14 protein-coding genes are annotated in these 13,588 nt (G+C 63.5%); 4 read left to right on the forward strand and 10 right to left on the reverse strand.

The genetic code is table 11. From position 1 onward, the window contains the following. Positions 1 to 36 precede the first annotated feature (36 nt). Genes KI241_RS02195 through KI241_RS02220 form a run of 6 tightly spaced genes read right to left on the reverse strand, consistent with a single transcriptional unit; the run spans position 37 to position 4,261 of the window. On the reverse strand, positions 37 to 1,716 hold the full coding sequence (locus tag KI241_RS02195) for an AMP-binding protein (protein ID WP_212803312.1): 1,680 nt from the start codon (positions 1,714 to 1,716) through the stop codon (positions 37 to 39). After that, positions 1,713 to 2,258, reverse strand: a complete 546-nt coding sequence (locus KI241_RS02200; protein ID WP_123579422.1) for a hypothetical protein — start codon at positions 2,256 to 2,258, stop codon at positions 1,713 to 1,715. Before KI241_RS02200 ends, KI241_RS02195 begins: the two co-directional genes overlap by 4 nt. Further along, the gene (locus KI241_RS02205; RefSeq protein WP_047736102.1) at positions 2,255 to 2,509 is read right to left on the reverse strand and encodes an acyl carrier protein; all 255 of its coding nucleotides are present in this window, start codon (positions 2,507 to 2,509) and stop codon (positions 2,255 to 2,257) included. Before KI241_RS02205 ends, KI241_RS02200 begins: the two co-directional genes overlap by 4 nt. Positions 2,510 to 2,518: 9 nt before the next feature. Beyond that, on the reverse strand, positions 2,519 to 2,776 hold the full coding sequence (locus KI241_RS02210) for a phosphopantetheine-binding protein (RefSeq protein ID WP_042727925.1): 258 nt from the start codon (positions 2,774 to 2,776) through the stop codon (positions 2,519 to 2,521). Beyond that, entirely contained in the window at positions 2,757 to 3,566 is an 810-nt protein-coding gene (locus KI241_RS02215) for a lysophospholipid acyltransferase family protein (RefSeq protein ID WP_042727924.1), read from the reverse strand. The genes KI241_RS02210 and KI241_RS02215 overlap by 20 nt, the downstream gene beginning before the upstream one ends. Beyond that, positions 3,542 to 4,261: a beta-ketoacyl synthase chain length factor gene (locus KI241_RS02220; RefSeq protein ID WP_042727923.1), complete on the reverse strand. Its 720-nt coding sequence runs from the start codon at positions 4,259 to 4,261 to the stop codon at positions 3,542 to 3,544. The genes KI241_RS02215 and KI241_RS02220 overlap by 25 nt, the downstream gene beginning before the upstream one ends. Before the next feature lie 361 nt (positions 4,262 to 4,622). On the opposite strand from KI241_RS02220, the gene KI241_RS02225 reads away from it, so the two are divergent. Continuing rightward, positions 4,623 to 5,393: a ParA family protein gene (locus KI241_RS02225; protein ID WP_042727922.1), complete on the forward strand. Its 771-nt coding sequence runs from the start codon at positions 4,623 to 4,625 to the stop codon at positions 5,391 to 5,393. A gap of 117 nt (positions 5,394 to 5,510) precedes the next feature. Here KI241_RS02225 and trxC read toward each other — a convergent pair whose 3' ends face one another. Beyond that, entirely contained in the window at positions 5,511 to 5,933 is a 423-nt protein-coding gene (gene trxC / locus KI241_RS02230) for a thioredoxin TrxC (protein ID WP_042727921.1), read from the reverse strand. A 173-nt stretch (positions 5,934 to 6,106) separates the two neighbouring features. After that, positions 6,107 to 6,733 (reverse strand): isochorismate family cysteine hydrolase YcaC, encoded by a 627-nt coding sequence (ycaC, locus tag KI241_RS02235; protein ID WP_042727920.1) that lies wholly within the window; start codon positions 6,731 to 6,733, stop codon positions 6,107 to 6,109. A gap of 149 nt (positions 6,734 to 6,882) precedes the next feature. Between ycaC and KI241_RS02240 the strand changes: the two genes are divergently transcribed. The 3 genes from KI241_RS02240 (at position 6,883) to KI241_RS02250 (ending at position 8,686) form a co-directional block, all read left to right on the forward strand. Beyond that, complete coding sequence (locus tag KI241_RS02240) at positions 6,883 to 7,788, forward strand: LysR family transcriptional regulator (RefSeq protein ID WP_202595557.1); 906 nt, start codon at positions 6,883 to 6,885, stop codon at positions 7,786 to 7,788. Between the two features lie 203 nt (positions 7,789 to 7,991). Further along, positions 7,992 to 8,288 carry a type II toxin-antitoxin system HigB family toxin gene (locus tag KI241_RS02245; protein ID WP_047736099.1) on the forward strand — a complete coding sequence of 99 codons (297 nt, stop codon included), beginning with the start codon at positions 7,992 to 7,994 and terminating at the stop codon, positions 8,286 to 8,288. After that, complete coding sequence (locus KI241_RS02250) at positions 8,285 to 8,686, forward strand: transcriptional regulator (protein ID WP_042727917.1); 402 nt, start codon at positions 8,285 to 8,287, stop codon at positions 8,684 to 8,686. Before KI241_RS02245 ends, KI241_RS02250 begins: the two co-directional genes overlap by 4 nt. Positions 8,687 to 8,723: 37 nt before the next feature. Here the strand turns inward: KI241_RS02250 and selO are convergent, their stop codons facing one another. Both selO and mscK read right to left on the reverse strand, forming a co-directional pair. Then, the gene (gene selO, locus KI241_RS02255) at positions 8,724 to 10,187 is read right to left on the reverse strand and encodes a protein adenylyltransferase SelO (RefSeq protein ID WP_042727916.1); all 1,464 of its coding nucleotides are present in this window, start codon (positions 10,185 to 10,187) and stop codon (positions 8,724 to 8,726) included. 37 nt (positions 10,188 to 10,224) lie between these two features. Continuing rightward, positions 10,225 to 13,587, reverse strand: coding sequence for a mechanosensitive channel MscK (gene mscK, locus KI241_RS02260; RefSeq protein ID WP_123579424.1), 3,363 nt, complete (start codon positions 13,585 to 13,587; stop codon positions 10,225 to 10,227). Position 13,588 lies beyond the last annotated feature (1 nt).

The raw sequence follows: 13,588 nt of genomic DNA on the forward strand, positions 1-13,588 counted from the left end.
TCCCCTCGCCACAGGGGGGGCGTTCGAGCAGGTGGATTACTCATCAGCCGCCCCCAACACAATCCGCCCGCTGGAGCACGCCGCCGTATCGTTGCGGTAGGCGAAGTACAGCTTGCCGCGTTCACCGTCGAAACGCAGGTGCAGCTGGAGTTCATCGCCGGGGCGCACCAGTTGCTGGAACTTGAGCACTTCCATGCCGGCGAACCGGGGTGGCAGGTCCAGCAGTTGCCGGCCCAGGCTCATGGCCCAATCGACCTGCACCACCCCCGGCAGTACCGGTGCGGTGGGGAAATGGCCGCTGAAGTAGGCCAGGTCCGGCGGCACCCGCAGTTGCAGGTTCCACTCACCGTCGCTTTCGACCTGGGCCAGTACTTCCGGGGCCTTGGGGCGGGGTGCCAGCAGCAACGCTTCGACTTCGGCCTGGGGCAGCTTGCCCTGGGCATTGAGCGGCAGCTGCCGCAGCCAGCGCCAGCGCCGCGGCAAGGCCAGGGTTTCGCAATGTTCGCCCAGGTGGCGGCGCAAGCCTTCGGTCACGGCGCGGCGGCCCTGGTTGCGCAAGGTGCGCAGGCCGGTTTCGCTCAACACCACCAACGCGCCGAGGGAGGCACGATTTTCCTGCACCACCCCCAGCCGGGCTTCGCTGACCCAGTCGTGGGCCACCAGTGCCTGTTCCAGCATCGGCAGGGAGATGCGTTTTTCTTCGAGCTTGACGATCCGGTCCAGCCGCCCGAGCAGCTCGAAGCGTCCATCCTCGGCGATTCGCGCCGCGTCGGCGCTGTGTTCCACGTGCCCGGCCGGCAAGTAGGGCGAGGCGATCAGCAGCGCGCCGTCACTGTCCTGGCTCAGTTCGACGTCGACGAAGGGTTGCCACAGCTCAGCGCCCTGGCGCCAGGCGATGCCGCCGGTTTCAGAACTGCCGAAGATTTCCGTCGGCCATTGTCCCAGGCGCTGTTGCAGGCTGTGCGCGGCGTCGGACGGCAGCGCGCCGCCGGAAGAAAACACCCGGCGCACGGCGCTCAGGGCTGTCCAGTCGAGGTTGTCGCCCATGCGCTTGAGCAGCGCCGGGCTGGCGACCCAGGCAAAAGCCGGATGCTCGCGGCTGGCGCGTTGCAGGTCTTCCGGGAACGCCAACTGTCGACGCACGAACGTGCGCCCGGCGCACAGTGGCCACAACACGCGGAACAGCAAGCCATAGATATGCTGGGCGGCGACGCTGCCGATCATGCAGGCCGGGCCGAGCTCGGCGCCCCACAGTTGCTCCAGGGCGTGGACCTCGTTGCTCAACTGGCGCAGGGTTTTCTCGATGCGCTTGGGCTCGCCGCTGGAGCCGGAGGTGCACAGGCTCAGCCAGCAGCGGTCCAGGTCCAGCGGGGCGGCGGTCATCGGCGCCTGTTGCACGTCATCGGGGTGAGTGTCGCCGGGCTGGTCGGTCAGCCACAGGTCGACCTCCGCCGCCCAACGCTGGCGGGTCTGCGCTTGCAGGTCGGCGGGCAACAGCACGCGCACTCCGGCGCGCCAGGCACCGAGCAGGGTGATGGCGAGGTCGGCGGCGTCCTCCAGGTGGACGGCCGCATGTCGCACGCCCCGGGCTTGCAGGCCAGCGGCCAGGCGCAGCGCGGCGTCGCGCAGTTGCGCATGATCCAGTGCCGGGGCGACCGCGACGGCACGCTCCGGCTGAGCCTCGAGCAGCATCTGCTCAAGTGTTATCCAATTCATGGGCGGCCTCTTACCCGTTGTCGTATGAGCCATTCAATGGCAAACAGCAGCCCCATCAATCCGTAGGAAATCAGGCCGGTGTACAACATCCACCAGCTCAGCGGCGCCCAGAGGGTCAGGGCAGCGGCGAGCAAACCGTTACACAGGAAAAACACGCACCAGGCCCGCGTGACCTGACGCGTATACACCACGGCCCGGGCTGGCAACTGCGGCTCGCGCAGGCGGGCCAGGCGTTCGATCATCGGCGGACCGTACTTCAGGCTCAGGGCGAACAGCCCCAGCATGAACGCGCTGATCAGTACCGGGTACCAACGCAGCAGGGCCGGGCTGTCGAACCACGCGAGCAAGGCACAGAAGCCGATCGCCGTGGCCGCCATCCAATGGCTGCCGGGCCCGCCCCTGCCGAGCAGGGCCCGGGCCAACCATAGGCTACCCAGCAGCAGTCCGAACTGCCATGGGGCGAAGTGCTCCATGCCGAAATACACCGCAAAGGGGTACAGCAGGCCCGCCAGCAGCAGGCCGAGGCCAATCAGCCGGGTCATGCGGCCGGTTGGACCAGTCGATAGACCGCCTCGACCACGTCGTTGACGGTGCGCACCGACTTGAATTCCTCGGCGGCAATCTTCTTGCCGGTCTGGCGCTTGATGTGATCGATCAGGTCGACCGCGTCGATGCTGTCGATCTCCAGGTCCTGGTACAGGTTCGATTCCAGGGTCACGCGATCGGGGTCCAGCTCGAACAGCTCGACCAGAGCATCGCGAAGGGTGTTGAAAATGTCGTCACGAGTTTGCATGGTCCGGTCTCAGGGGCGTTTTGCAGTGACGAAGGCCGCAAGGCTTGCCACATTGCTGAAATGGTTACGGGTGTCCTTGGCGTCGGCGTCGATCTTGATGCCGTACTGTTTCTGGATCGCCAGGCCAAGCTCCAGGGCATCTACCGAGTCCAGCCCCAGGCCTTCGCCGAACAGGGTCTGGTGGTCGCCAATGTCGTCGATGCCGATGTCTTCCAGGCCGAGGGCGTCGATGATCAGCTGTTTGATGTCACGGTGCAGATCGCTCATCTTCGGCGAGCTCCTTGATGAAATAGTGATGCAGAAAATCGTTGAGCCTGCGCGACGCTTGCGGCGGCGGGCCGAGCGCGGCGAATGCCTGTGGGTCTATATCGGCACCAACCCGGAAACTGAAATGCACGCGGCGCGCGGGGATGCGATACCAGGGTTCGGCCTTGGTCAGGGTGGTGGGGCTGACCTTGATGGTCACGGGCGTGAGGATTTTCGCACCCCGCAGCGCGATGGCGGCCGCGCCCCGATGAAATGCCGGCGCTTCGCCTGGCTGGGTGCGGGTGCCTTCGGGGAAGACGATCAGGGTCTGGCCCTCTTGCAGGGCGTTGCTGGCGGCATCGAGCATGTCCATGCTGCCGTCGTTGCTGATGTACTGGGTCGAGCGCAGCGGGCCGCGGGTGAAAGGGTTGTCCCACAGACTTTGCTTGACCACGCAGTTGGTGTCGCGCACCAGCCCGATCAGGAACACCACGTCGATCAGCGACGGGTGATTGGCGATGATCATCTGCCCGGGCCGGCCGAGTCGTTCGGCTCCGTCGATCTGGTAGGTGAGCACCCCGGTGCGGGCCATGAAGCGGATAAAGCACCAGAACAATCGCCCGACCGTGCGGCGGGCTCTGTGCCGGTGGGCCTGGGCATCGCCGGGCAGGCAGGCGAGCAACGGGAACACCAGCAGGCGCAGGCACAACCCGCCAAACCCGAACAGGGCAAAGCTTGCGGCGGTCGCGACCAGGCGCCAATAGTAGGCGTCGCGTTGTTTACCGGTCACCGGTTGCGTTGCCAGGTCCATAGACGATTCTTCCAGGCATGTTGGCAGGTGGTTTGGTGGTTCAGCAGCGTACGCACCAGGTCCAGGGCATGGGGCCACTCGCTGCCCGGCGGTTGTCCGTCCTGGGCGGCGAGGTCCAGTTGCCAGTCGTCGCCGCGGGTCAGCAGCAGTGCCAGCGCGTAGGGGAACGGTACGTCGTCGACCCACGGCGCATAGACCTGCGGCGGTTGTTCTTCGGTGATCACCAGCAATACCGCCGGCGCCCCTTCGTTCAGCAACGCGGCGGCTTCCAGCACGCCGTGCTCCAGCCCGTCGCCAGTGGCGGCCAGGGCAGTCATTTCGCTGGTTTCGCCCCGCATGATCGACCACAGCCCGATCACGGCGTTGTGCACCGACAAGCTGAACTGGGTCGGCGACAAGGGTTGGTCGGCCGCCAGGTCCTTGAGAATCTCAAATGTGCGTGGGGTTTCGCCGTGGCGGGAAATAAAGACCAACGGCAGGTCCGGCCGGTCTTCGGCCAGGGGCCAGCCGACACTGAAGGCCATCCGCGCCAGGCGGCTGAGGCGCCGGCGCTGCATGGCGGGCAGGAACGACACGTCCGGGGCGGCATCGCTGGCGGCCAGCACGACCGGCTGTCGGCTCCACGCCTGCCAATCGTCCACGCTTTCGAGCCCAGGGGCCCACGCGCGCCATTGGGCGATGTTGAAGTTGATCAAAAGCGTTCACCCCACCCCTGCGGGCTTTTTATTTGTCACGGTCAGCGATCTGACCCGCGTCCAACCCTGCACGGTCCTGCGACCCAAGTGGCGCGCATTATCCCGGTGCGGTTGGCTTGTAGCAAATACTGGTTACATTTTGCCCAGCAAAATGTACCGGTTGGTCCGCTTAATGTGAGGGACGGCTCATTCTGGTGATCGGAGCCCGCCTGTCTGCCGGTGTTTTCTGTCATTCCCGGCGCTTATGGACGTCGCCTTGTTGGAAAAAGCCACTGATGCTGTAGTCCTTCTACGTAGAAGGTAGCGAAGCGGGGCTGCGGCCAACTACACTCGGGAATCTTTGATACACGGAGGTCTTGTCATGCGGCGTGTGGTGTTCAATCAGAAAGGTGGCGTGGGCAAGTCCAGCATCGCCTGCAATCTGGCGGCGGTCAGCGCCAGCGAGGGTTATCGCACGCTGTTGGTGGACCTGGATGCCCAGGCCAACTCCACCCAATACCTGACCGGCCTGACGGGCGACGACATTCCCATGGGCATCGCCGACTTCTTCAAGCAGACCCTGTCGTCCGGGCCCTTCTCGAAAAAGAACAAGGTGGACATCTACGAAACCCCGTTCGACAACCTGCACGTCATCACCGCCACCTCTGAGCTGACGGACTTGCAGCCCAAGCTCGAGGCGAAACACAAGATCAACAAGTTGCGCAAACTGCTCGAAGAGTTGGAGGAGGACTACGACCGGATTTACCTGGATACGCCGCCGGCGTTGAACTTCTATGCGGTTTCTGCGTTGATTGCCGCCGATCGTGTATTGATACCCTTCGACTGCGACAGCTTCTCCCGGCAGGCCTTGTATGGCCTGCTGGCGGAAATCGAAGAGCTCAAGGACGACCACAACGAGGGCTTGGAAGTCGAAGGCATCGTGGTGAACCAATTCCAGGCCCGCGCCAGCCTGCCCCAGCAGATCCTGGACGAACTGATTGCCGAGGGCCTGCCGGTGCTGCCGGTGTACCTGAGCAGTTCGGTGCGGATGCGCGAGTCCCACCAGGCCAGCCTGCCGCTGATCCACCTGGACCCACGGCACAAGCTGACCCAGCAGTTCGTCGAGTTGCATGGGATGCTGGAAAGCGCCTGAATCCGAGCATAACCCTCTGTGGGAGCGGGCTTGCTCGCGAATGCGGTGTATCAGCCACCCAAGCTTTGGATGACATAGCGTATTCGCGAGCAAGCCCGCTCCCACAATGAGGTGGCTTCAAATCCCCTGGCTGCGCAACCAGGCCATCAGTTGCGGCAACGGGAACGCCCCGCTCTGGCGCGCCACTTCCCGACCGTCCTTGAACAGAATCAGGCTGGGAATCGAGCGGATTCCCAATTGCGCCGATAACGCCTGGTTGGCCTCACTGTCGAGCTTGGCCAGCCGGCATTTGCCCACCAGTTGCGCGGCGGCTTGCTCGAACACGGGGGCGAAGGCCTTGCACGGCCCACACCAGTCGGCCCACACATCCACCAACAACGGCAGGTCGCCCTTGATCTGGCTGGCATAATCGCCTTGCTTGAGTTCGAACGGTTCGCTCGATAGCACGGGGGCCTTGCACCGCCCGCATTTGGGCTGGTCGCCGAGGCGTTCGGCGGGTATGCGGTTGAGCCCGTTGCAGTGGGGGCAGGGGATCAGCATCAGGTCAGTCTCCCGGAAAAATCATTGGCACAGATTGAACACTATATAGAAACCACCGAAAACCCATGTGGGAGCGGGCTTGCTCGCGAAGGCGATGTATCAGACACCTGGATGTCGACTGATACACCGCCTTCGCGAGCAAGCCCGCTCCCACATTGTGTACGACGTCGCTGTTATTTAGCGTTGGTCAGTGTGTTGTAGCTGGTCATCAGGTTGCGGTAGTCCGGGATGTGGTTGGAGAACAACGTCGCCAGCCCTTCCACGTCGTTGCGCCAGTCGCGATGCAGCTCGCAGGCCAGGCCGAACCAGGTCATCAATTGAGCGCCGGCGGTGGACATGCGGTCCCAGGCCGAGTCACGGGTCAGCTCGTTGAACGTGCCGGAGGCATCGGTGACCACGAACACCTCGAAACCTTCGGCCAGGGCCGACAGCGCCGGGAAGGCCACGCAGACTTCGGTGACGACGCCGGCGATGATCAGTTGTTTCTTGCCGGTGGCCTTGATCGCCTTGACGAAATCTTCGTTGTCCCAGGCGTTGATCTGGCCGGGGCGGGCGATGTACGGCGCATCCGGGAACAGGTTCTTGAGTTCAGGCATCAGCGGGCCGTTGGGGCCGGTTTCGAAGCTGGTGGTAAGGATGGTCGGCAGCTCGAAGTACTTCGCCAGGTCGGCCAGGGCCAGCACGTTGTTCTTGAAGCGGTCCGGGTCGATGTCGCGCACCAGCGACAGCAGGCCGGCCTGGTGGTCCACCAGCAGAACGGCGGCGTTGTCTTTGTCCAGGCGGTTGTAGGAAGTGGTCATGGTGAATCCTCTCAAGTTTGGGTGCCGATCGGTTCGGCGTGATTAACGGGTGTGAAGGTGTTCCTAAGCGATGGATATAGATTAAAAGCGACACCTTTGATGCGCTAGACTGCAAAAATCCGCCTTAGCGTTCTATTTGGAGAACGATCATCGAAGACCTCAACACGCTGTACTACTTCACCCAAGTGGTGGAGCACGGTGGTTTCGCCGCCGCTGGCCGGGCGCTGGACATGCCCAAGTCGAAGCTCAGCCGGCGTATTGCCCAATTGGAGGAGCGGCTCGGCGTGCGGTTGATCCACCGCACCAGCCGCCACTGCACGCTGACGGAGATCGGCCAGGCCTATTACCAGCGTTGCCTGGCAATGCGGGTCGAGGCCGAGAGCGCGGCCGAAGTGATCGAGCGCAACCGCTCCGAGCCCCAGGGCCTGGTGCGCATCAGTTGCCCGACGGCGTTGCTCAACAGCTGGGTCGGGCCGATGCTGACCCGCTATATGCTCCAGTACCCGCGGGTGGAGCTGTTCATCGAGAGCACCAACCGCCGGGTCGACCTGATCCACGAAGGGTTCGACATTGCCCTGCGGGTGCGCTTCCCGCCGCTGGAAAACACTGACATGGTCATGAAGGTGCTGGGCAACAGCACCCAATGCCTGGTGGGCAGCCCGATGTACCGCGAGCGCTTGTCGTCACCCGCTTCCCCGGCGGACCTCAATGGGCTGCCCAGCGTGCATTGGGGCTCGGCGCAGCGGGAATACCAGTGGGAGCTGTTCGGCCCGGACGGCGCCAGTGCGTTGATTCGTCACGCACCGCGCATGGTCACCGACGACCTGCTGGCCCTGCGTCACGCCGTGCTGGCGGGCGTCGGCATCGCCCACCTGCCCAACGTGGTGGTGCGCGAGGACCTGGCGGCCGGTCGCCTGGTGGAACTGGTGCCGGGTTGGACGCCCAAATGCGGGATCGTCCACGCGATCTTCGCCTCACGGCGCGGGTTGCTGCCGTCGGTGCGTACGCTGATTGACTTCCTGGCCGAGGAATTCAGTCGCAGTGACATGGCCTAGCGCAGAACACAGGGCGTGTTCGATGGGTTGCAGGTGTGCGCAAGTCTCACACCTGCTCACATTTTCAGCCGGAGGGTGGCGTCTGCGGTCGCTAGGCTGAAGTTGCACTTTGGCAACCGCTTGTCTACTCGGGATTATCGCGATTTGCGATGAGCTCGATCTATGTTTAACTCCTCTATAGCAAAGTGCGATAAGGACATTGCATGCATGTGATAACTGAGAAGCGTATCTGGGAGGCCAAGGAGCGATGGCCACATTCAGCCAGCGCGTTGGATCAATGGTATCGGTTGATCAAGCGCAACAATCCGATCGATTTTGCAGCGATGAAGTCGATTTTTCCTGCCATCGACAAAGTCGGGCCGCTCCATGTGTTCGACATCGGTGGCAATAAATTGCGATTGATCGCCGTGGTTCGCTATCGGGCCCGGCGTTTGTACATCAAGAGCGTGTTGGACCATCAAGCGTACGATAAAGGTAAGTGGAAGGAGGAAAAGGGATGAGTGCACTGATTGAGCAAGTCGCCGCCCATTGGGAGTTTGTGTCGCCTCTGCTGCGCAAACCCAGGAGTGAAGACGATTACGATCGGCTGGCCGGGGCCTTGGATGAATTATTGGAGCGGATCGGCGAAGACGAAACCCATCCACTTATGAGCCTGGTGGACATCATCGGCGAATGGATCGAGGCATGGGATCATCAGCATCGTCCCATGCCCAAGGCCAGCGGCGTCGAGACGTTGCGTTATCTGATGCGTGAACATGGGCTGAACCAGAGCGACCTGCCTGGGGTAGGTACCCAATCGGTGGTGTCGGAGGTGCTGAGCGGCAAGCGCCAACTCAACGTGCGGCAGATCCGTTGGTTGGCCGAGCGTTTCGGCGTCTCGGTGGAAACCTTTATCTGACGGGGTTATGTGATGCCGTTGCTACTGTGGAACGGCATCACGAAGAGCAACTGATCTCCAGGTGCTTGCCCCACTCCGGCGGACGTTGCGCGTAGCGGTCCATGCCCGGTTGTGCTTCGAACGGTTTGCTCAGCACCGTGTGCAGGCGGCGGACTTCGTCGTAGTCGCCGGCCTCGGCGGCATCGATGGCGTTTTGCGCCAGGTAGTTGCGCAGCACATACAGCGGGTTCACCGCGTGCATGCGGGCCTGGCGCTGGGCCTGGTCCGCCGCACCGTCACGGCCGACGCGGGCGACGTACAGTTCGCCCCAGGCGTCGAAGCCCTTGAGGTCGACGAAGTCATCACGCAACTGCGCGATGGCCTGTTCGGGGGCGTGCTCACCCAGTCGGCGGAAGAACAGGCTGTAGTCAACGCCGCTGTTCTGCATCAATTGCAGCAGGCGCTCCACCAGCGTCTGGTCGTCCTCTTCGGCGCAGGTCAGGCCCAGGCGGCGGCGCATCAGGTCCAGGTAGTGGGCCTGGTACAGCGGCAGGAACAGGCCAAGGGTTTCGCGCAGGGCTTCGACGCTGATGAAAGGCGTCAGGGCCTGGGCCAGGGCGCTGAGGTTCCACTGGCCGATGGGCACCTGGTTGCTGAATGAATAGCGGCCCTGGTCATCGGAATGGTTGCAGATGAAGTGGGCGTCGAAGTCATCGAGGAAGGCGAACGGCCCGAAATCGAAGGTGATGCCCAGGATCGACATGTTGTCGGTGTTCATCACGCCATGGCAGAAGCCGTAGGCCTGCCATTTGGCAATCAGCTCGGCGTTGCGCTCGACGATTTCGCGGAACATCGCCAGGTACGGCTCCGGCTGTTCACGGCATTCGGCAAAGTGCAGGTTCAGCACGTGCTCGGCGAGGGCCGCCTGTAACTCGGGCTTCTTGGTGTAGTAGAAATACTCGAAGTGACCAAAGCGCACATGGCTGGGGGCCAGGCGCAGGACCATGGCGGCGCGCTCCTGTTTTTCGCGCCAGACCGGGGTGTCCGAGCCAATCACGCACAGCGCGCGGGTGGTGGGGATGCCCAAGGCGTGCAGGGCTTCGGAGGCGAGGAATTCGCGGATCGACGAACGCAGCACCGCGCGGCCATCGCCCATCCGCGAGAAAGGGGTCTGGCCGGCGCCCTTGAGGTGCAGGTCCCAATGCTCGCCGGCTTCGTTGTACACCTCACCCAGCAGCAGCCCGCGGCCATCGCCCAGTTGCGGGTTGTAATGGCCGAACTGGTGCCCCGAATACACCATCGCCCGAGGCTCGGTCTCGGCCCACAGCTTGTGCCCGCCGAACAGCTCGGCGAACAACGGTGACTGGGCTTCGGCCGGGTCCAGGTCGAGCAACGCCATGGCGGCCGGGCTGGCGACGACCAGCCGGGGATTGTCGATCGGCTCGGGCAGCACATGGGCCGAGAAACCGTCGCCCAGGCGGGCGAAGCGGTTGTCGAAGGTCAGGGTTTCCAGCGTTTTCATGGCCGTCTCCGGCGCGATGCCTCAAGGCACCCCGCGATCAGTCGAGTGTCTGTTGCGGTGGTTCGGGGACCGGCTTGATGCTGGCGACGGTCGAAGGCACGGGCGAGAGCGTCTTGTTGTCGGGCTCGGCCGGGACCAGCTTGTACTCCTGGCCGTGCAGGTTCTTCAGGTAGATCTCCATCTGCCGGAACGAAATGTTGATGTGCTCTTTCTTGAATTCGCGGTTGATGAAGCGGTTGATCTCGTCCAGCACCGGGTTGCGGTCACCGAGGTCGCGCACGTGCATGCGCAACTCGTGGTCCAGGGTGCTTTCACCGAAGTTCAGGAAGTACACGATCGGTTCCGGCTCCTTGAGCACCCGTGGGTTTTCGCGGGCGGCCTTGAGCAGCAGTTCGCGGACACGGTCCAGGTCCGAGCCGTAGTCGACGCCCAGTTTCAGGGTTACCCGGGTGACGGTGTCGGTCAGCGACCAGTTGATCAGTTGCCCGGTGATGAAGGTCTTGTTCGGGACAATGATGTCCTTGCGGTCGAAGTCGGTGATGGTGGTGGCGCGAATGCGGATCTTGCTGACCGTGCCCGACAGGTTGCCGATGGTGATGGTGTCGCCGATGCGCACCGGGCGCTCGAACAGGATCATGATCCCGGAAATGAAGTTGGCGAAGATTTCCTGCATGCCGAAGCCCAGGCCCACCGACAGCGCGGCCACCAGCCATTGCAGTTTGTCCCAGCTCACGCCGAGGGTGGAGAGGGTGGTGACAAAACCGACACCGGCGATCACATAGGACAGCAGCGTGGTGGTGGCATAGGCGCTGCCCTGGGCCAGGTTCAGCTTCGACAGCACGAAGACTTCCAGCAGGCCCGGCAGGTTGCGGGCCAGGGCGAACGTGATGCCGATGATGATCAGGGCGCCGAGCATGTCGCCGATGCTGATGGGCACCATGCTCATGTTGGCGCCGGTGCCGCTGGTGTATTCGTAGAGGGTGATGTTGTCCAGGTACGAGAACACGCTGATCAGGTCCGACCAGACCCAGTACAGCGCGGCCATGAAACCGCCCAGCAGAGCCAGGCGAATCAGGCGCAGGGACTGTTCGTTGACCTTCTCAATGTCCAGCGTCGGTTCCTCGACCACCGCCTCGCCGTCGCCGGCTTCCTTGGCGGCCTGGCGCTTGGCCAGGGCGCGCTGGTAGGCCAGGCGCCGCGCCGCCACCGACAGGCCGCGCACGAACGTGGCTTCGATCACCAGCCAGAACATCAGCAGGTACAGGGTGTTGATCAAGCGGTCGCTGAGCTTCAGCGCGGTGTAGTAGTAGCCGAAGCACACGGCCACGAACAGCGCGATCGGCAAGGCCGTGAACATCACCCCGACGGCCTTGCGAAACAGCGAGGTGTTCTTGTGCGTCGGGCTGCTGAGTAGCAAGCGGCTGAGCAGCCACGCCATCAGCGCGTAGCAGGTCAGCACCACCGGCATGCCCAGCACGTCGTCGGCCAGGGCCGCCGGTTGCAACTCGGCCACCGCCACCACGGCCACTAGCGCCAGCACCACCAGCCCGAGGCGGCGGATCCAGCCTTGCAGGAATTCGACCTGGGGTTTCTCCCAGCGGAAATGCAGCTCGGCTACGCCGCCCGGCGCCAGCACTCGATAGGCGGTGTAGAACACCAGCCAGGCCTGGCCGATCTGCAACAGCGCCGCGCCAAGGTTGGCGTTCTGGCCGCGGGCGTCGATCTGCAGGGCGTAGCCGCACAGCGCCAGTGCCAGAGCCACCGGCATTGCCAGCAGAATGTTGATCAGGATCGCCTGGGGGGTATGCAGTTGGCTGTCGCGCTTGAAGTGGCCGACGTCCTGGTGAACCTTGTTCAGGCGCGCGTACAGGCTCTTGCGCCGCCACAGCAGGGCACCGATCAGCAACGCCAGGGGCAGGAACAGCAGCGGCCGTTGAGTCAGGCCGTCGGCCAGTTCGCTGAGGCTCGAGGCCCAGGGCAACGAATCGACCTGTTTTTCCAGCCGCGCCGGCACTGCGCGCAACCATTCCAGGTCCAGCGGCTTGTTGCTGGGGATCCAGAACATCTGCTCTTCGAGGGTGGCCCGCAGGTTCTGGGCGGTGCTGAGCAGTTGCTTCTGGTTGAGCTGCAAGGTGATGGATTCGTTGAGGACCGCGCTCAGCTCACGGTTCAGTCGCTCCAGCAGGTCCACGCGGGTCAGGGCCAGGTCCAGCAGGGTCTTGCGCAGTTGCGGCGTGACCTGCTCCGACGGTTGCGACGCCAGCAGGCTGTCGACATAGGCGCTGGGGTTGTTCAGCAACTCGCGCTGCTGGCTGACTTCGAACTGGTACAGGCGGATGTCGGCGATCTGGTCGGCCAGGTTCTGATCCAGCTTCAGCCGGGGCAGGGTCTGGCGCTGCTTGTAGAGAATCTTGGAGAGCAGCAGGCTGCCCTTGAGTACGCTGATCTGCTCGTCCAGGGCTGCGTCGGTCTGGGTGACACTGTCGAGCAGTTGCTTGGTTTGCAGGTTCTGCTGGGTGACTTCGTTGAGGCGGTCGGTGCTCTTGAGCAGGTAGTCGGAAAGCTTCAGGTTGGCGGCGCTTTCGGTGGCCAGCAGGCTGCTGCTCCCGGCTTTCTGGGCCTCGATGGATTGCTGGGTCACCGTCTCCTGGGATTGGGCCAGGCGCTTCTGGTTGATCAGGTTTTGCAGGTCCTGGATTTCCTGCTCCATGCGGTCGATCTTTTCCGTGAGCAAGTCATGCTGGCCGTTGCCCAGGTCCTGTAACTGGCTATTGCCGGCCAGTTCCTGGCGGCGCAACGGGATCAGGGCGTTGAGCGCGGCCAGTTCGGCATTGAGCTGGTCGCGCTGTTCGCCGCTCAGGGGCTTGCCGGCGTCCCGGCCGACCTTGAGGATGGCGTTGATTTGCTGGATGCGGGTCTGGCTGCTGGAAATTTCAGCCTGGGCGCGCTCGGGGCGGGTCTGGGCGGTGATGATCAGGCTGTTGGCGTCGGCCAGGGCTTTTTGCAGATCGCCCTGCTGGGTGGAGCGCTCCGCGAGCATCTGTTCGAGCTGGGGGATCGGCAGGTTGGCGTAGCGTTGCGCCACCGGCACCACGCTGGTGCCCTTGAGCCGGGCCAGCTCGCGCTGGTTTTCGATGTTCTGTTTCGGCGCGTTGGCCAGTTGTTGCTTGAGGGCGTGCAGCTTCTGTTCGTAGTCCGCCTTGTTGTTCAACTGGGTCAGGGTGCCTTGCAGCACCGCTTGCAAGGCCTTCTGGTCGGCTTCCGGCAGCTTGCGGTCGGCGATCTTGTCCAGGTTGGCCTGCACCGACTCACGGGCGGGCACTTCGGCAGCTTGCAGGGTGCAGACGGAGAGACTCAGGCCCAGCAGGGCGGCGGCGAAAAAGGAGCGCAGGGTAGGCATA

It is taken from the genome of Pseudomonas sp. Cab53 (assembly GCF_018325965.1).
Taxonomy (GTDB): Bacteria; Pseudomonadota; Gammaproteobacteria; order Pseudomonadales; family Pseudomonadaceae; genus Aquipseudomonas; species Aquipseudomonas chlororaphis_E.